Annotated in this window: 15 protein-coding genes; 6 read left to right on the top strand and 9 right to left on the bottom strand. The window is 71.3% G+C overall.

Translation table 11 applies throughout. The annotated features are described in order from the left end of the window. Positions 1-131: 131 nt before the first annotated feature. Positions 132-1,058 carry a 2-hydroxyacid dehydrogenase gene (locus ACZ6NZ_RS18310; RefSeq protein WP_465859156.1) on the top strand — a complete coding sequence of 309 codons (927 nt, stop codon included), beginning with the start codon at positions 132-134 and terminating at the stop codon, positions 1,056-1,058. On the opposite strand, the gene ACZ6NZ_RS18305 is transcribed toward ACZ6NZ_RS18310, so the two are convergent. After that, the gene (locus ACZ6NZ_RS18305) at positions 1,052-1,444 is read right to left on the bottom strand and encodes a PH domain-containing protein (protein WP_465859155.1); all 393 of its coding nucleotides are present in this window, start codon (positions 1,442-1,444) and stop codon (positions 1,052-1,054) included. The genes ACZ6NZ_RS18310 and ACZ6NZ_RS18305 overlap by 7 nt on opposite strands. 217 nt (positions 1,445-1,661) lie before the next feature. On the opposite strand from ACZ6NZ_RS18305, the gene ACZ6NZ_RS18300 reads away from it, so the two are divergent. Then, the gene (locus ACZ6NZ_RS18300; RefSeq protein ID WP_465859153.1) at positions 1,662-4,034 is read left to right on the top strand and encodes an EAL domain-containing protein; all 2,373 of its coding nucleotides are present in this window, start codon (positions 1,662-1,664) and stop codon (positions 4,032-4,034) included. Positions 4,035-4,040: 6 nt separating this feature from the next. On the opposite strand, the gene ACZ6NZ_RS18295 is transcribed toward ACZ6NZ_RS18300, so the two are convergent. After that, positions 4,041-5,060 carry a LacI family DNA-binding transcriptional regulator gene (locus ACZ6NZ_RS18295; RefSeq protein WP_465859151.1) on the bottom strand — a complete coding sequence of 340 codons (1,020 nt, stop codon included), beginning with the start codon at positions 5,058-5,060 and terminating at the stop codon, positions 4,041-4,043. Positions 5,061-5,173: 113 nt separating this feature from the next. Between ACZ6NZ_RS18295 and ACZ6NZ_RS18290 the strand changes: the two genes are divergently transcribed. Then, positions 5,174-7,618, top strand: coding sequence for a glycoside hydrolase family 2 protein (locus tag ACZ6NZ_RS18290; RefSeq protein WP_465859149.1), 2,445 nt, complete (start codon positions 5,174-5,176; stop codon positions 7,616-7,618). Between the two features lie 410 nt (positions 7,619-8,028). Here ACZ6NZ_RS18290 and ACZ6NZ_RS18285 read toward each other — a convergent pair whose 3' ends face one another. The 6 genes from ACZ6NZ_RS18285 to ACZ6NZ_RS18260 are packed head-to-tail and all read right to left on the bottom strand — an operon-like array spanning position 8,029 to position 13,070. Continuing rightward, on the bottom strand, positions 8,029-8,772 hold the full coding sequence (locus tag ACZ6NZ_RS18285; RefSeq protein WP_465859147.1) for a copper homeostasis protein CutC: 744 nt from the start codon (positions 8,770-8,772) through the stop codon (positions 8,029-8,031). Beyond that, on the bottom strand, positions 8,769-9,830 hold the full coding sequence (locus tag ACZ6NZ_RS18280) for an asparaginase (RefSeq protein WP_465859146.1): 1,062 nt from the start codon (positions 9,828-9,830) through the stop codon (positions 8,769-8,771). The genes ACZ6NZ_RS18285 and ACZ6NZ_RS18280 overlap by 4 nt, the downstream gene beginning before the upstream one ends. Continuing rightward, on the bottom strand, positions 9,827-10,696 hold the full coding sequence (locus tag ACZ6NZ_RS18275) for an amino acid ABC transporter permease (protein ID WP_366608167.1): 870 nt from the start codon (positions 10,694-10,696) through the stop codon (positions 9,827-9,829). Before ACZ6NZ_RS18275 ends, ACZ6NZ_RS18280 begins: the two co-directional genes overlap by 4 nt. Further along, entirely contained in the window at positions 10,693-11,337 is a 645-nt protein-coding gene (locus ACZ6NZ_RS18270; protein WP_357710966.1) for an amino acid ABC transporter permease, read from the bottom strand. The genes ACZ6NZ_RS18275 and ACZ6NZ_RS18270 overlap by 4 nt, the downstream gene beginning before the upstream one ends. A gap of 16 nt (positions 11,338-11,353) precedes the next feature. Then, positions 11,354-12,322, bottom strand: coding sequence for a glutamate ABC transporter substrate-binding protein (locus ACZ6NZ_RS18265; protein ID WP_465859144.1), 969 nt, complete (start codon positions 12,320-12,322; stop codon positions 11,354-11,356). Positions 12,323-12,341: 19 nt separating this feature from the next. Next, on the bottom strand, positions 12,342-13,070 hold the full coding sequence (locus tag ACZ6NZ_RS18260; protein ID WP_465859142.1) for an amino acid ABC transporter ATP-binding protein: 729 nt from the start codon (positions 13,068-13,070) through the stop codon (positions 12,342-12,344). Between the two features lie 163 nt (positions 13,071-13,233). On the opposite strand from ACZ6NZ_RS18260, the gene ACZ6NZ_RS18255 reads away from it, so the two are divergent. From ACZ6NZ_RS18255 to ACZ6NZ_RS18245, 3 genes are all read left to right on the top strand, one after another. After that, entirely contained in the window at positions 13,234-14,424 is a 1,191-nt protein-coding gene (locus tag ACZ6NZ_RS18255) for an ROK family transcriptional regulator (RefSeq protein ID WP_465859140.1), read from the top strand. 163 nt (positions 14,425-14,587) lie between these two features. Next, positions 14,588-15,415, top strand: a complete 828-nt coding sequence (locus ACZ6NZ_RS18250) for a DUF3152 domain-containing protein (protein WP_465859138.1) — start codon at positions 14,588-14,590, stop codon at positions 15,413-15,415. Positions 15,416-15,784: 369 nt separating this feature from the next. Then, a complete protein-coding gene (locus tag ACZ6NZ_RS18245) occupies positions 15,785-16,597 on the top strand; it encodes a DUF4352 domain-containing protein (protein ID WP_465859136.1) in 813 nt (270 codons plus the stop codon). Positions 16,598-16,680: 83 nt separating this feature from the next. Here the strand turns inward: ACZ6NZ_RS18245 and ACZ6NZ_RS18240 are convergent, their stop codons facing one another. Further along, positions 16,681-17,511: an SCO4651 family lipoprotein gene (locus ACZ6NZ_RS18240; protein WP_465859134.1), complete on the bottom strand. Its 831-nt coding sequence runs from the start codon at positions 17,509-17,511 to the stop codon at positions 16,681-16,683. Between the last annotated feature and the right edge of the window lie 172 nt (positions 17,512-17,683).

Raw genomic sequence — 17,683 nt, 5'->3', positions numbered from 1 at the left:
CTCGCACGGGCTCGTGCCGAACATCGGTGTGCTGAGTCTCGCCCGTCCCGGCCCCGTGCGCCACAGTCCGGGACACCCGTTCGCCGCCGTGCCCGCACCGGCCGCCGCCTCGGGGACTATCGTCGGCGGACGTGAAGGTATGGATTCCGCACCAGGCCGGCCTGAACCTCCTGGGCGAGCTGCCCGCGGACGTGACGGTGGAGGTCTTCGAGCACACCGACCGGATGCCGTCCGAGCCGGCCGACGTCCGCTTCTGGGTGCCACCGTTCCTGGGTGGCTCGGACGCTACGGCGGTGCTGCGGGAACTGCCCGACCTGGCGGTGGTGCAGTTGCTCTCCGCCGGGGCGGACGCCTGGGCCGGCCGGACACCGCCGGCGGTGACGCTCTGCGATGCCCGGGGCGTGCACGACCCGTCCACCGCCGAGTGGGTCGTCACCGCGATCCTCACCCAGTTGCGGGCGTTCCCGGCCTTCGTCCGGGCGCAGGCCGAGCGGCGCTGGACGTTCGCGGAGAACACCCCGACCGACGAGCTGACCGGAAAGCGGGTGCTCATCGTCGGGGCCGGCTCGATCGGCGCGGCCGTGCGCGACCGGCTCGCCCCGTTCGACGTGAGCTTCACCCTCGTCGCCAGGACGGCCCGGCCTGAGCAGGGGGTGCACGCCGTCGAGGAGTTGCCCCGGTTGCTGCCCGACGCGGACGTGGTGGTGGTGATCGTGCCGCTCACCGACCGGACACGTGGCCTGATCGACGAGAAGTTCCTGGCCGCGATGCCCGACGGGGCGCTGCTGGTCAACGCCGCCCGGGGCCCGGTGGCGCACACCGAGGCGCTCGTCGCCGAGCTGGGGACCGGTCGGATCTCGGCGGCGTTGGACGTCACCGACCCGGAGCCGCTGCCCGCCGACTCGCCGCTCTGGGTCATGCCGAACGTGCTGCTCACCCCGCACGTCGGCGGGTCGGTGCGCGGGTTGTTGCCGCGGGCCTACCGACTGGTGGGCGATCAGATCCGCCGGTTCGCCGCCGGGCAACCCCTGATCAACACGGTGGTCGACGGCTACTGACCGGGGTTTTCCGCCGCAGCGTCCGGCAGCGGCTGACCGGTCGCCGCGACCAGTCGGGGCAGATCCGCTCCTTGGACGGCCGGCAGGGTGACCTGGTGGCCGTCGTCGAGCCGGGCCACCGCGCGCCCACGCTGGTCGGTGGTCAGCTCGAGGACCTGGTCCCAGTCGATCCGACGCTGCCCGACGAGCGCCCGGATGCGCAGCTGCCGCGCGTCGGCGTCGGTGCCGGCCCGCCAGGCCCACACCGCGACGGCGAGCGGGACGAGCAGCACCGGCAGCAGGTAGTCCCGGGCGTTGGCCAGCGGCAGGGCACCGACGAAGGCGATGATCGCGGCGACCAGGATGGCTTGGTTGTACCGGAAGCGGACCGTGTCGGGCTTACTCACCCTCCGATGATCCCACTTCGGGTTGTTTCGGCTCGCGGCGGGCGGTGCCGGCAGCGTCCGGTACGCCGTACAGTGACACAGGTCGTTGTATCCCCTGAGTGACCGGCAAGTAACCAATTCGGCCGTCCATCGTTGCCAATCGTGGGTAGCGGACTCGCAACGTCCGATGTCCCGCACCGCCGCACCGCCCCCGTGCCCCCTCACGAAGGCGACCGCCGTGCTCCTCGCGTACCCGTTCCGCGTTCTCGTCCCCCGCCGTGCGGCACCGGAGGCCGCCACGTCCGTGGCGGTGGCGCTGCTCCTTCTCGCCGGTTCCGTCGACCTGGCCCCGCCGTCGGTGGTGATCGCGTTGGCCGCCGGCGCCGGCGCCACGCTCGCCGGGCTGCGACTGTCCCGGCTGGCCGCCCGACACGGCACCGATCCGGCACCGCGTGCGGCGGGGGCGCTGCTCGACGCGGCGGTGGTGGCGGCGGGTCTCACCGCCGTCGTGTTGCCGCTGGCCGGCATCGGGCACACCTTCGCCGTGCTGATCGGGTCGCTGGTCGTGGCGGCTCTCTCGACGGCCGGTCTGCGCCGGCTCCCCGGCCGGTCCCGGGAGGCGGCCCCGGTCCGGTTGCGGTGGCTGGTCGAGTCGACCGGTCCGGCCGTCGGTCTGGGCCTCGCCGGCTGGTTGCTGCTGCCCCCCGACGGGCTACCGGCCCCGGTCCGGCTGGTCGCCGCGTTGACGCTGGGCGGGTTGGGCATGGCCGCCCTGAACGCGTTCGCGGGGCCACGACGGCGCTCGGGTGCCGAGGTCTGCCGGGGTGGCGTGCTGCTCACCCTGGGCGGGCTGGTGCTGCTGGCCACGGTGCCGCCCGCGCCGGCCGGTCGGGTGGCGCTGCTGGCCGTACCCCCGTTGGTGTTCGGGATGTTGCTCGTCGCGGTCGGCGCGGCGGACGCGGCTGACGACACGGGGTCGGTGGAGCCGGTCGCCGCGGCCTGGCCCCGGTCGGTGCTCCCCGCGGCGGTGCTGCTGCTGGCATCGGGTCTGCACCTGGGCGCCGGCCGCGCACCGGATCGGACGAGCGTGCTGTTGGCCCTGGCGGCGGTGCCGCCCCTGGTGCTGCGCGAGCTGCTGCGCGCCGGTGACGCGTCCAGGTCAGTCCGGCGGGCCGCTCATCGGCGACCGGCCGGCCGTTCGCTGCGGCACCGCCGTGCGGTGCCGCCGCGCTGGTCGGGCACGCCGGAGTCGCCGCCCGAGCGGGACCTTGGCGTCCCGGAGGGTGCGGCCACCGCGACCGGTGCCGGCTCCACCTGGTCGCCGGACCACAGTTCCGCGTGGTCGGGGCTCGACCGGCCACCCGCGTCGGCGGGCGGCACTCCCGGTGACCGGGCCGCCCTGCTGGACGCCCTGGCCGCGATCGGCGACGTTCCGGCGCCGGCCGGTGCGCTGCTGCTCGTGGACCTGCACGGCACCGAGGGGTTCGGCCCGACGGCCCGGGAGGACGTGCTGGCCGAGGCGGTGCGCCGGGCCCGCGCGGTCATCGCCCCCGACGATCTGGTCACCGGCTGCACGGGCACCGGCTTCGCGGTGGTCACGGCCGCCGGCCCGGTGTTGGCGTACGCGCTGGGCACCCGACTGTTGAGCGCGCTCGGCCCGCCCTACCGGCTGGCCGGCGCGATGCTGCGGGTGCAGACGAGCATCGGGTTGGCCGAGGTGAGCGGCGCCGGGCCGGCGGACGTGCTCCGGCAGGCCGAGCTGGCCCGGCGACGGGCCGTTCAGCTGGGCCGGGACCGGGTGGAGTGGTACGACGCGTTCCTGGAGGAACAGCTGGTACGCCGGCTCGACCTGGAGCGCGAGCTGCCCGGTGCGGTGGCGCGCGGGGAGCTGGACCTCGTCTACCAGCCGGTGGTCGATCTGGCCGGTGGGCAGCCGGTGGGCGCGGAGGCGCTGCTGCGGTGGCGCAGCCCGGTGCTCGGCACTGTGCTTCCGGCAGAGTTGCTGCCGGTCGCCGAGGACCTGGACCTGGTCGGCGAGTTGGAGTGGTGGGTGCTGGACCGCGCCTGCCGGCAGTTGTCCAACTGGTCGGTGGGTGTCCGGGAGCTGTGGATGGCGGTCAACGTCACCACCCGGGAGCTGACCACCCCCGACTTCGTCCAGCGGCTCGCGGCCGTGCTGGCCGCGTACGGGGTGCCGCCGGAGCGACTGGTGGTGGAGGTGAGCGAGCCGCGGGTCGCCGGTGACCTGTCGACGGTGGTGGCTCGGCTGGCCGGGCTGCGGTCGCTGGGCGTGCGCACGGCGTTGGACGACTTCCGGGCCGAGCACGCCTCGCTGGCCCAGCTTCGCCGCCTGCCGATCGACCTGCTCAAGGTGGGCCCGGAGCTGGTCGACGCACGGTCGGACGGGCAGCCGCCGCTGATCGACGTGGTGGTCAACGTGGGCGAGCGGTTGGGCGTCGAGATCGTCGCCGAGGAGTTGGAGTCGTCGACGGAGGTCGAGGGCGCGCGCCGGGGCGGTTGCCGGTACGGGCAGGGGTTCGCGCTGTCCCGGCCGGCGACCGCTGAGCGGGTCGAGGCGTACTTCGAGGAATTCCCCTCAGCGTCTCGCTGAACCGGTTCATCTCTGTCGCGGCGGTGCGGTGCTGCCGCGCGGCGTGAGGTGGGGCGTCTCGTCCTGCACCCGCCCGGCCGGTTGCCCGGCGACGACGGCGAGCAGGTGCCGGGCGGCGTGCGCGCCGTACGCCGCGATGTCCCGGCCCAGCGCGGTCAGCGGCGGGTGCACCAACCGACACAGCGGTGAGTCGTCCCAGGCCACGATGGACAGGTCGCCGGGCACGGTCAGGCCCATCTCCTGGGCGACGGAGAGCCCGGCGATGGCCATCACGTCGTTGTCGTAGACGACAGCCGTGGGCCGGTCGGCCGAACTGAGCAACCGGCGGGTGGCCCGGCCGCCCTCCTCGCCGGTGTAGTCGGACCAGACGGTGACCGCGTCGACCAGGCCGAGTCGCTGGCAGACCGCCGCGAAGGCGTCGGTGCGGATCTCGGTGTGCCGCAACTCGGGCAGGCCGGCGACCCGGGCGATCCGGCGGTGCCCGAGCGCGACCAGGTACTCCACCGCCTCGGTCAGCGCGGCGGCGTCGTCGGACCAGAGACTTGCCAGCTCACCGGTGCCGCCGGGGCCACCGATCACCACCGCCGGCAGGTGCAGCTGTTCGAGTGCGGGGATGCGACGGTCGTCGGTGCGCAGGTCGCAGACGAGCACCCCGTCCACCCGTCGCTCGCCCCACCAGCGCCGGTAGACCGCGATCTCGGCGTCCGGGTCGGCCACCACCTGAAGGGTCAGCGCGTACGAGCGGGCGGAGAGTTCGGCCTCGACGCCACTGATCAGCGCCATGAAGAACGGCTCGACGCCGAGGGTTCGCGCCGGGCGGCACAGGGCCAGGCCGACCGCCCCGGCGGTGGCGGCCGAGAGGGCGCGGGCGGCGCTGCTGCGGCTGAAGCCGATCTCGGTGGCGATGGCGAGGATGCGCTGCCGGGTGGCCTCGGAGACGCCGGGCTGCCCGTTGAGCGCGTACGACACGGCGCCCTTGGACACCCCGGCGCGTCGGGCGACGTCGGCGATGGTCGGCCGCTTCACCGGCGTGCTCCTTCGCTCGTTGGCCGTTGACAGCCCTGATTCCGGACCGTAGCGTGGCTCAGCTTATCCGGTTCAGTACGGCATCTTTCGATGCGGGAAGGTGCGGTGACATCGTGAGTCGACAGGCACTCTACGACGGTTGGACAGTGCGGGCGGCCCCCGGAGCGCAGGTGCCCGAGGAGATCGCCGGCCGGTCGGTGCCGGCGACAGTGCCGGGCTGCGTGCACACCGATCTGCTCGACGCCGGGCTGATCCCGGACCCGTACCTCGACGACAACGAGGTGGCGCTGGCCTGGATCGGGCGCACCGACTGGGTCTACCAGACCACCTTCGTCCACCGGGCCGGCGACGAGGAGCGCGTCGACCTGGTCTGCGCCGGCCTGGACACCGTCGCCACGCTCACCGTCAACGGGGTGGAGGTCGGCCGGACCGCGAACATGCACCGCGGCTACCGGTTCGACGTGCGACCGCTGCTGCGCGACGGCGACAACGACGTGGTCGTCACGTTCGACTCCGCGTACCGCTACGCCGAAGCACAGCAGGAACGGCTCGGCGACCGGCCGAACGCCTACCCGGAGCCGTTCCACTTCATCCGCAAGATGGCCTGCAACTTCGGCTGGGACTGGGGGCCGACACTGGTCACCGCCGGCATCTGGCAGGAGATCAGCCTGCACGCCTGGTCGACAGCTCGACTGGCCACCGTCCGCCCGCTGGTCACCATGGACGGTCGCGACGGCCGGGTCGAGGTGCACGTCGACATCGAGCGGGTCGCGGACGTCCCGCTGACCGTCCGCGCCGCCGTGGCCGGCGTCCGCGCCGAGGTGGTCGTCCCGGCCGGGCAGCGCATGGCCGTGCTCACCCTCACCGTCCGCGAGCCCGCGCTGTGGTGGCCCCGGGGGTACGGCGAGCAGGCCCGCCACCCGATCGAGGTGACACTGCACGCGCCGGACGGCGACACACTGGACGACTGGTCGCACCGGATCGGCTTCCGCTCGGTACGGCTGGACACCACCCCCGACGCGCACGGCACCCCGTTCGTGTTGTCGGTCAACGACGTTCCGGTCTTCGTCCGCGGGGTCAACTGGATCCCGGACGACACGTTCCCCACCCGGATCACCCGCGCCCGGTTGGCCGAGCGCTTCGACCAGGCGGCCGCGGCCAACGTCAACCTGCTGCGGGTCTGGGGCGGCGGCCGGTACGAGTCGGCGGACTTCTACGACCTCGCCGACGAGCGCGGCCTGCTCGTCCAGCAGGACTTCCTCTTCGCGTGCGCCGCGTACCCGGAGGAGGAACCATTCGGCACCGAGGTCGCCGCCGAGGCCGCCGAGGCCGTGACCCGGCTCGCGCCGTACCCGTCGCTGGTGCTCTGGACCGGCAACAACGAGAACATCTGGGGTTGGCACGACTGGGACTGGCAGGCGGCCCTCGCCGGGCGTACCTGGGGGCGCGGCTACTACCTCGACGTGCTGCCCCGGATCGTCGGCGAGCTGGACCCCACCCGCCCGTACTGGCCGGGCAGCCCCTGGTCGGGCAGCGAGGCGCTACACCCCAACGACCCGGCGCACGGCACCACCCACATCTGGGACGTGTGGAACACCGACGACTACACGAAGTACCGGGAGTACGTCCCGCGCTTCGTCGCCGAGTTCGGCTACCAGGCCCCACCGGCGTACGCGACGCTGCGCCGCGCGCTGAGCGACGAACCCCTGGCCCACGACTCACCGGGCATGGCGCACCACCAGAAGGCGGCCGGCGGTGACGCCAAGCTCCAGCCCGGCCTCGACGCGCACCTGCCCGCCCCGGCGGACTTCGACGACTGGCACTACCTGACACAGCTCAACCAGGCCCGGGCGATCCAGCTCGGGGTGGAGCACTTCCGCTCCCACCGGGACGTCTGCGCCGGCACCATCGTCTGGCAGCTCAACGACTGCTGGCCGGTAACCTCCTGGTCGGCCGTCGACGGCGACGGCCGCCGCAAACCCCTGTGGTATGCGCTGCGCCGCGCCTACGCCGACCGGCTGCTCACCGTGCAACCCCGCGACGGCGGCCTGGCGCTGGTAGCGGTCAACGAGACCGCCGAGGCGTGGACCGTGCCGGCTGCGGTCACCCGGTTCACGCTCACCGGGGAGCCGAGGGCGAAGACCTCGGTCGACCTCGACGTCCCGGCGTACTCCTCGGTGGTGCTGGTGCTGCCGGCGGACCTGGCGCGGCCGGAGGATGCCCGGCGCGAGGTGCTGGTCGCGGAGTCCGATGGCACCGCGGAGCGTGCCGTGTGGTTCTTCGCCGAGGACCGGGAGGTGGACTGGCCGGCGGCGGCCTGGGATGCGACGGTCGAGCCGGTCGACGGTGGGCAGCGGGTCCGGGTCACGGCCCGCACTGTGCTGCGCGACCTGACCCTCTTCCCGGACCGCCTCGACGGCTCCGCCGAGGTGGACACGGCTCTGGTCACCCTGCTGCCCGGCGAGTCGACCACGTTCACGGTGCGGGCCCCCAGGCCGCTGGACCCGGCAGCCCTCGTCGCCCGCCCAGTGCTCCGCACCGTCAACGACCTGACCTAACCCCCCTCGCCCTCCCGCGCCCCCGCCCCTCCCGCCCCCCGCCCCGCCCCTCCCGCCCCCCGCCCCGCCCCTCCCGCCCTCCCGCCCCGCCCCTCCCGCCCTCCCGCCCCGCCCTCTCCGCGCCGATCTTGCAGTTTCTGTTGTCGATATGGGTGGGATGCCCGCGATGTCGGCGCAGAAAGTGCAAGATCGCCGCGCAAGGGGCGCGGGCGGGGCGCGGGCGGCGCGGGGCGGGGCGGGGCGGGGCGCGGGCAAGGGGCGCGGGGCGCGGGGCGGGCGCGGGTGGGGCGCTGGGGTCGTCGGCGACGAAGATCGTGCTCGATCCATGAAGTAGTGGCCTCCCGCCCTGGGGAGGCCACTACTTCCATGTTCGAGTGCGATCATCACGCCCTCGGGCGCGATGTGACAGGTCAGGCGCGGGCGGCGGCGAGCACCTGGCCGACCAGGCTGCCCGAGGTGCCCGAGCGCTCGTACTCGGGCCGGTTGAGGCTGCCGCCCATCAGCGGTGCCGGGTTGCGGTGCACGGCCGGGCTGTCCGAGCTGACCAGGGCCGCGAAGTGGTACTCGTCGGCGCCGGTCGCGTCGACGATCCGGGCGATGTTGCGCGGGGTGATGCCACCGCCCGGCATGACGACGATCCGGCCGGCGGCCCGGCGCACCAGGTCGGCGATGAGCGGAGCACCCTCCAGCACGCTGACCTCCTGACCCGAGGTGAGCACCCGGTGCACGCCCAGCTCGATCAGCTGCTCCAGCGCCGCGTGCGGGTCACGGGTCATGTCGAACGCCCGGTGGAAGGTGATGCTGGCGTCGCCCGCGGCGGCGATCAGCCGGCGGGTGGTCGGCACGTCCACGTCACCCTCGGCGGTCAACGCGCCGATCACGATGCCGTGCGCGCCGGCCGCCACGGCGGCCCGGACGTCCCGCTCCATGGCCTCGATCTCGAACGGCGAGTAGATGAAGTCGCCGGCCCGGGGACGGACGATCACGTGTACCCGGATCCGGCTGACCGCGCGCATCGTCGTCTCGATGGTGCCCAGGCTGGGGGTCAGCCCGCCGTCGAAGAGCGCGGAGCACAACTCCACCCGGTCGGCGCCGGCCTCCTCGGCGGCGACCGCCCCCTCGACGCTGTCGATGCAGATCTCGAATGTGCTCATGACTCTTCCTTCTTCGTGCGGATCGACACCGGCTCGGTGGGAGACGATGCCGCTTCGGCGTGGAACGACGCCGGCTTGGTGGGAGAAGATCCCGCAGTCCAGTCGATGACGGCCGTGACGGCGCCGACGGGTACGCCGCCGCCGAGCACCGGCACCTGGCGCAGCGCGTCGGCTCCACCCACCGGTACGCCCACGGCGGCGAGGGCGGCGAGGGCGATCGCGGTGGTGGCTCGGGGCGAACCGTCGATCGCCTTCACCGCCACCGCGTGGCCATCCGGTGCGGCCACCGCGAGCACGCCTTCGGCCCCACCCTTGGCGAGGAAGCCGGGCAGCGCCCGCATCAGGTCGGTGTTCGGGTGCCCGTTCCAGCCGCCGACGTACTCCGGGTGGTGGCGCATGGCCTGCGCGACCAGCGCCTCGTCGCTGCCGGCGGGCGCGGTGACCAACGCCTGGAAGGTGTGGGCCAGGCCGGTCAGCGACAGGCCGAACAGCGGTGCGCCGCAGCCGTCGACCGCGTGGTGCGCGACCGGCGTGCCGGCCATCCGGGCGACGGCGGCGGCGGTTTCCCGCTGGAGCGGGTGGTCGGGGTCGAGGTAGTCGTGGGTGCTCCAGGACCTGGCGACGCAGGCGACGAGCATCGCCGCGTGCTTGCCGGAGCAGTTCATCCGGATCCGGTCGCGCTGTCCGCCGGCGCGGATCAGCCGGTTCCGGGTCGGTTCGTCCTCCGGCCAGTCCACCGGGCAGCCGAGCGCATCCTCGGTCAGGCCGGCCCCGGCCAGCATCGCCCGAACCACCTCGACGTGCCGGTCGTCGCCGGTGTGACTGCCGGCGGCGACGGCCAGCGCCGGGCCGGTCAGCTCGTCGCCAGCGGCGATCCGGCAGGCCAGTGCCTGCACCGGCTTGAGGGTGGAGCGGGGCAGCACCGGCTCGTCGGGTACGCCGGCGGCGAGGGCGACAGACCCGTCCGGGGCGAGCACCACGACGCTGCCGTAGTGCCGGCTCTCGACGAAGCCGTTGCGCACGACCCGGGCCAGTTCGGCGTAGCGGAAGATGGTCACCGGGGGGTGTTCCCTTCGAGGAGTGGCGGGGGCAGCTCGGTGGTCCGCCGGCCGCGCCGTGGGCCGAAGCGGCCGTTACGGGCCTGGAGTACGCGGGCGAACTTCGACAGCGAGGCGTTGACCACCAGGTAGATCAGCGCCACCACCAGGAACGTCTGGATCAGCAGATGGGTGTACGAGGAGAGCACCTGCCCGCTGTAGAGCAGCTCGGTGTAACTGACCACGAAGCCGAGCGAGGTGTCCTTGAGCAGCCCGACCAGCTGGCTGACCAGGGACGGGGCAAGTTGGAGCAGCGCCTGCGGCAGGACCACCAGCGCCATCACCTGCCCGCGGCGCAGCCCGACCGCGAGGCCGGCCTCGGTCTGCCCTCGGTCCAGCGCGAGGATGCCGGACCGGAAGATCTCCGCGAACGCCGCCGAGTTGGAGACCACCAGCGGCACCACGAGCTTCCAGAACAGCGGGAAGTTCAGCCCGTACTGCGGCAGCGCGAACAGCGTCACGTAGATCAGCAGCAGGGTGGGGACGGTCCGGAAGATCTCCACGTACGCGCCGGCCAGCCAGCGCAGCGGTCGATGTGTCGACAGCCGGCCGAGCGCCAGCAACAGCCCGAGCGCGGCGCTCAGCACGGCGGTCGCGGCGGCGGCGCGCAACGTGGCCCACAGGCCGTTGAGCAGGTACCGCCAGATGGGCCAGGTGGTGAACGGCTCCCACCGGGCGGCGGCCAACTCGCCATGGCTGGCGAACTGGTAGACCGCCGCGACCAGGGCACCGGCCAGGACGACAGCGCCCAGCACCGTGGCGATCCGGATCCGCCGTTGGGCGCGCGGGCCGGGTTCGTCGAAGAGGATCTGCTGCGTCTTGTTCATCGGACGATCGCCAGCCTTCGTTCGAGCAGGCCGGTCACCTGACCGATGATCAGCGCCAGCAGCATGTAGGCGAGGCCCGCGCCGGTGAAGACAGCGATCGGTTGAGCCTCGACCAGGTTCACGTTGTTGGCCGCCTGGGTCAGCTCGACCACGCCGACGGCGGCGGCCAGCGAGGTGTTCATCAGCAGCGCGATGCAGATGTTGCCGATCGGCTGGATCACCGCCCGGAGTCCCTGCGGCAGGATCACGTGCCGCAGGGACTGGCCGAAGGTGAGCCCGATGGCTCGGGCCGCCTCAGCCTGGCCCACACCGACCGTGTTGATCCCAGCTCGGATCGCCTCGGCCAGGTACGCCCCCTCGTACACCGCGATGACGATCGCGGCGGAGGTGAACAGCGGGAACGTGATGCCGATGGTCGGCAGCGCGAACACGAAGAGCACCAGGAGCGCCAGCAGCGGCAGGTTCTGGAACACCTCCACGTACGCGGTGCCGATGGCGCGCAGCAGCGGGACGGGGGCGATCCGCAGAGTGGCCACGACGATGCCCAGCAGCATCGCGCCGACGGTGGTCACGACGGTCAGTTCGACCGTCGTGACCAGGCCGTGGCCAAGCTCGCTCAGGTGGGCGGTGAGGGCTTCCATCGGTACGAGAGGCTGCTCAGGAGCCGTCGGCGGAACCGAGGGCGGGCGGGGTGGGCGCTCCACCCTCCACCACCGAGCCGAGGGTGCCTTCCCAGACCTTCGCCCACGTGCCGTCGGCCTGGATCTTCTTCAGCCAGTTGTTGACGAACTCCTTGAACTGCGCGTCCTGCTTGTTGAGGCCGATGCCGTAGGCCTCGGTGGTGAACGGCTCGCCCACCACCTTCATCCCCGGGTTCGCCTTGGCGCCCGAGGCGAGCAGCGTGAAGTCCTGCACGTACGCGTCGCCGCGCTTTTGCAGCAGCGCCTGCAACGCCTGCGGGTCGGTGCCGAAGGCGATCTGCTTCGAGCCGGGCGCGGCGGTGGGCAGCGCGGTGACGGCGGGGGTGTTCGCCCCGACGATCACGGTCTTGCCGGCGAGGTCCTTGACGCCCTTGATCGAGGTGTCGTCCTTGCGGACCCCGACCGCGAGGCCGGAGGTGAGGTACGGCCCGGCGAAGGCGACCTGGGTGGCCCGCTGCGGGGTGATCGTGTAGGTCTGGAAGACCGCGTCCACCGACTTGGCCTGGAGCATGGCCTCCCGGGTCTGGGTGCCGATGGTCGTCGTCTTCACCTCGGGTTTGCCGATGATGTACTTCGCCAGCAACTTCGCCATGTCGGCGTCGAAGCCCTCGATGGTGCCGCTGACCGGGTTCTGCTGGGCGAGCAGCGGCGCGTCCAGGGAGCCGCCGATGTTCAGGTAGCCGCGCTTGCGGATCGCCTCCATCGTCGAACCGGCCGGGATGTCCGCGTCGCTGGCCACCGGAGCCGCGTCGTACACCGACTGGGCGACCACGCCGTCGCCGCCCAGACCGGGGTTGCCGGGCAGCGTCGGAGCGCTGCCGCCGCTGTCGCCGCCGCAGCCGGTGGCGGCGAGGGCCACCGCCACCGCGGTGGCGGTGAGGGCGAGCGACCGCCGCCCGGTGAAGCTCATCTTGAGGATTGACATGACACCCTCCCGTTGGGGGCTAGTGCTGGAGGATCTTGGATAGGAAGTCGCGGGCCCGCTCGGTGCGCGGAGCTGCGAAGAAGTCGTCGGGTGCGCCGGATTCGACGATCCGGCCGTCGTCCATGAAGACCACCCGGTCGGCGGCGCGACGGGCGAAGCCCATCTCGTGGGTCACCACGATCATGGTCATCCCCTCGGCGGCGAGGGAGACCATCACGTCGAGCACCTCGTTGACCATTTCCGGGTCGAGGGCCGAGGTCGGCTCGTCGAAGAGCAGCACCTTCGGTTGCATCGCCAGGGCTCGGGCGATCGCGGCCCGCTGCTGCTGCCCGCCGGAGAGCTGGGCCGGGTGGTGGTCCGCCTTGTCGGCGATGCCGACGCGCTCCAACAGGGCCAACGCCTGCTGCCGCGCCTCGGGTCGGGGGATCCGGCGGACCCGGGTGGGGCCGAGGGTGATGTTGTCCAGCACCGTCTTGTGGCCGAAGAGGTTGAAGGACTGGAAGACCATGCCGACATCGGCGCGCAGCCGGGCCAGCGCGCGGCCCTCGGCGGGCAGCGGCTCACCGTCGATCTCGACGTTGCCCTGCCCGACGGTCTCCAACCGGTTGAGGCAGCGGCACAGGGTCGACTTACCGGAGCCGGAGGGCCCCACCACGACGACCACCTCGCCGGCAGCCACCGTGAGGTCGATGTCCTTGAGCACGTGCAGCGGACCGAACCACTTGTTCAGGCCGCGTACCGACACCATCGGTCGGTCCGCACCCGTCGTCTCCGGTGCCACCAGACGGCCTCACTTCCTTCGACTATAAAACTAAGTCAGCTTCATATCGAACCAACAGCGCCATCTAAAGGTAGCTAGCAAACTAAGTCAACCGGTTGCTTGAACAAACTGCGGGTGCTAAGAAGCTGACGTGACGATTGACGACGCGCCACGCGATGCCCTCCGCGGCGGCCCCCGGGAGCTACTGCGCTGGGTGGCCACCGGTGCTGCCGTCAGTCGGGCCGACCTGTCCCGCCTCTCCGGGCTCTCCCCGTCGACGGTTTCCCAGCGGGTCGAGGCGTTGATCAGCCAGGGGCTGCTGGAGGAGGCGGGTGCCGGGCGGTCCCGGGGTGGACGGCGGCCCCGTCAACTCGCCGTGCCCACCGGCGGCGCGGTGGTCGGCGCCATCGACCTCGGCGCGCATCACGCCCGCGTCGGCGCGCTGGATCTTTCCGGGCGGGTGGTCCAGGCCCGCACCCTGCCGGTCCGCATCGAGGACGGCCCGGAGGCGGTGCTCGGCGCGCTACTCGCCGAGGTCGCCTCGCTGGTTGACAGCGATCCCGCGGCCGGCGGCCGGGCGGTGGCCGGCGGCTCGGCACCAGGTGCGCTGCGCGGCATCGGCATCGGGATCCCCGGCCCGGTGCAGCACTCCACCGGGCGGATCGTCAGCCCGTCGCGGATGCCCGGGTGGAACGGCTTCGACGTCGCCGCGTTCTGCGCCGGCCGCGTCGACGTGCCGGTCGTCGTGGACAACGACGCCAACCTGATGGCACTCGGCGCGCACCGCACCGCGCATTCCGAGTTGGACCACGCCGTCTACATCAAGGCTGGCACCGGAATCGGCTCCGGCGTGATCTCCAGTGGACGGTTGCACCGCGGCGCGCAGGGGTCGGCCGGGGACATCAGCCACTGTCGGGTGGTGGCTGATCCCGCGCCACCGTGCACCTGTGGAAACGCCGGCTGCCTGGAAGCCGTGGCCAGTGGTGCCGCGCTGGTCACCGCGCTCCGGGAGCAGGGCGTGCCGGTCTCCGATCTGACCGGTGTGATCCGGCTGATCGACGACGGCGACCGGCAGGCCACCGCCCTCGCCCGGCAGGCCGGCCGCGCCGTCGGCGAGATCCTGGCCGTGGTGGTCAACTTCTTCAACCCGCAGGTGGTGGCCATCGGTGGTCGGCTCGCCGACTGTGAGCCGCTGCTGGCCAGTATGCGGGCCACCCTCTACGAGCGCTGCCTCCCGCTGGCCACCCAGACCCTGCTCATCGAACGGGTCGCCGCCGGCCAGGACGTCGGCATCACCGGTGCCGCCCACCTGGTGATCGACCACGTCGTAGCGGCCGCCTGACCTCGCTCACAGCGACGCGCCGATCACCCAGGGTGATGTGGCTTTGGATATACACATTTTTGTGCGTGCCTTGACACTGATCGTCCTGACATTTTCCTTACAGGCAGTCACATAACCTTCCGGTGTTCCTCACTCACCCGTGACTGCTCCTGGAGGTTCCGACGTGCGGATCAACGGACGGCTGCTCGCGCCGATCTCGTTGGCAGCGATGCTGGCGACCGCCGCCTGTGGCCTGTCGACACCTGCGTCCGGGCAGGCCGAAGCCCCACGTTCCGGCCCGAGTACGCAAACCTCAGCTCCGACCCCCGACGACACGCCGACCTCCAGCCCGACCCCGGACATCCCGACCGACGCGCAGATCCCCACCAGGGCCGCCGGCGCCTTCACCACCGCCACCGGCAACGGTCGCGTGATCGGCAAGGGCAAGAAGCGGGTGCGCTACAGCGTCTCGGTGGAGAAGGGCATCGCCTGGGGTGACATCCCCGCCTGGAAGCCGGCCCGGTTCGCCGCGAGCATCGAGCAGGTGTTGGCCGCACCGAACGGGTGGGCCACGTCGGCGCAGCACCCGGTCACCAACGCGGCGGTGGACCTGAACCGGGCGTCGTGGTCGTTCCAGCGGGTCGGCAGCTCAACTGTCGACGTCGACGTACGGCTTGCGACACCGAGGACAGTGGACCGACTCTGCGGCGCGAGCGGCGTCGATACCGAGGGGGTCTACTCCTGCAAGTACGGCAAGACGATCATGATCAACCTGCGGCGGTGGCTCCAGGGCTCACCGGGATACCCGGTCAGCATCGACGAGTACCACGCCGGCGTGATCAATCACGAGTTCGGCCACTTCCTCGGCTTCGCCCACATGAAGTGCGGCGGTCGCGGCAGGCCGGCGCCGGTCATGATGACCCAGACGATGGGCCTGGGCGGGTGCGTGCCCAACGTCAGCCCGTTCGTCGGCAACGGCCAGTTCGTCAGCGGCCCGTGGGCCCCGTCCTGACCCGACCATCCGGACTTGATGGCCTGTTCCTGCCGGGTCTTTCTCGCCGCGCAGATTCTGCGGAGAAACCGCTCCTTCTCCAGGAGTCTGGCCCCGGGAAATTCAACAGGCTTGCCGGAAGACGAGGAGGCCTTTTGTAGGATATCTGACAGAGCTGGGAAGGGGGATACTTCGATCTACGCTGGACCGGGTTCGAGAAATGCCTGAACGGCTGACATTGACCTGTTAGACCGGGCGCGTTCTGAGATTCCTCGTCATATGGTCCCAGCCCGGCCGGAGGACCAATTTTCGAGTGTGACTATGGCACTGTGCAAAGCGCTTTGGTTCTCTGCGCGCCAGCGCCAGTCAAGACCCGGGAGACACCACTCGATGACGGTACCCAACGAGCGTGCCCAGAATCAGCTGCCCGCCGGCCAGTCGCCGATGCCACCGACGGCTCAGTTCTCGCAGGTGCCCGCCGGGCAGTTCCCGCCGCCTCCGGCAGGTCAGTCTCCGCCTCCGCCCCACCAGTTCCCGCCGTCGCCCACCCCCAAGAAGCGTGCGTCCTGGCTACTGCCCACCCTGATCGGGATCGGCGCGGTCGTGGTGCTCTGCTGTGGTAGCGCCGTCGTGGTCAGTCTTACCGCCGATGACAAAAAGGTCGACGCCGCCGCCGTTAGCAGTGGCGCACCAGTCGCCCCGAACGGCGTTACCGCGAGCGCAGCGCCACTGGCAGACGAGACGGTCCGACCCACACCGGCCAAGACTTCGGCGGCTCCCGCAGAGACGAAGCCCAAGGCAGCCGGTATAGGCGACAAGGTACGTGGCGGTGATTTCGAATTCACCGTCAAGAGCATAAAGTGTGGGATCGCGAAGGTGGGCAGCGAGTTCCTCAACACCAAGGCGCAGGGCACGTTCTGCAGAGTCAGCGTGACGGTCAAGAACGTTACCAAGAAGGCGCACAGCTTCCACGCCGACGGCATCATCTCCGCGCAGGACGGGAGCGGCCGGAAATACGAGGTCGATGGAGAGGCCGGAATCTACGGCAATGATGACGGGCAAGGATTCCTCGATGAGATCAATCCGGGCAACTCGGTGACCGCGAACGTCTTCTTCGACGTTCCGAAGGGCACCAAACTCAAGACGGTCACCCTGGATGCAGGACTGTTCACCCTCGCTGAGGACGCTGTAGTCACCCTGTGAACGTCGCCTGAGTGAGGAGCGGGGCCCCCGGCGTACGCCGGAGGCCCCGTCGTTATAGCGGGGCAACCGCCACCCGTGGCTGATCAGCGGGTGGCGGTCAGCCCCTCCAGCATCTCGGCGAGATCGGTGGTCTCCGCCGGCGGCGGCGTCTCGACGGTCACTGCCTTGTCGTAGTCGGTGTAGTCGATCACCATGTCGCCCATCGCGCCCATGACCAGGCCGGCCCGACGCGGCCGGTACTGCTCGTCGACCCAGAGGTCGATCGTCAACTCCTTGACGCCCTGCGCGGCCAGCGTCTCCTCGGTGGCGTCACGACGCATGGCATCGATCTGCTTGAGGTAGGTCGCCACCGGAGTGGTGACCGAGTAGTGAACAGTGGGCGCCCCGTTTACCGTCTCCTGCCCCACCACCGTCGTTCCGTCGATGGCGAGCAGCGTCTTGACCTGCTTGACCGGGTCGGCGTTCTCGAACTGCTTGGTGAAGCCCGTGCCTGCCATCTCGCTCAGTCCGGTCAGGTCCATCTTCATCCAACGCTTCCCGCCCGTGGCCGTGCGGCCCTCCGCCGGCACCTCGGAGAAGATCACGGCGCCGATCATCCGGACGGTCGTGACGCCCTTGCTGTTCGTCATCGTCATCTCGGCCTTGAGCGGGTCGCCCAGATCCAGAACACCCCGCATCGAAATCTTCTCGCCAGCCATCGTGCCCGTCATCGTCACGGTCACCGACTTGGTCCTGTCGGTGGCTTCAGCAGTCTTCAGCAGTGACCCCTTGAGGTCACTGGCCAGCAACTCCAAGACGCTGGGCTGCTTCGGCTCGCTTGACGGGCCGGACGTCACGCCGCAGGCGGAGACAGCGAACGCGGTGAGCGCCGAGGCCGCCACCAGCGCCGGCTTCTTCCAAAATGACACGTACACGCCTTCCCTCCCCGTAGGAATCTGGGTTGATCCCCAGTAGACCGACGACACGCTAGCTCACCCCGTCGATTCGATGGCACCGCGTTTTCGCCGATCGGTGTGCGGTGCTTCCCGCCGGCGACCACCCAGACACTGTTAATCGAACGGGTAGTCGCTAGCCAGGACGTCGGCA

It is taken from the genome of Micromonospora sp. NPDC047756, from assembly GCF_055587245.1.
Note: the sequence above shows the minus strand (reverse complement) of the source record. Positions and strands in the feature narration are given on the sequence as shown.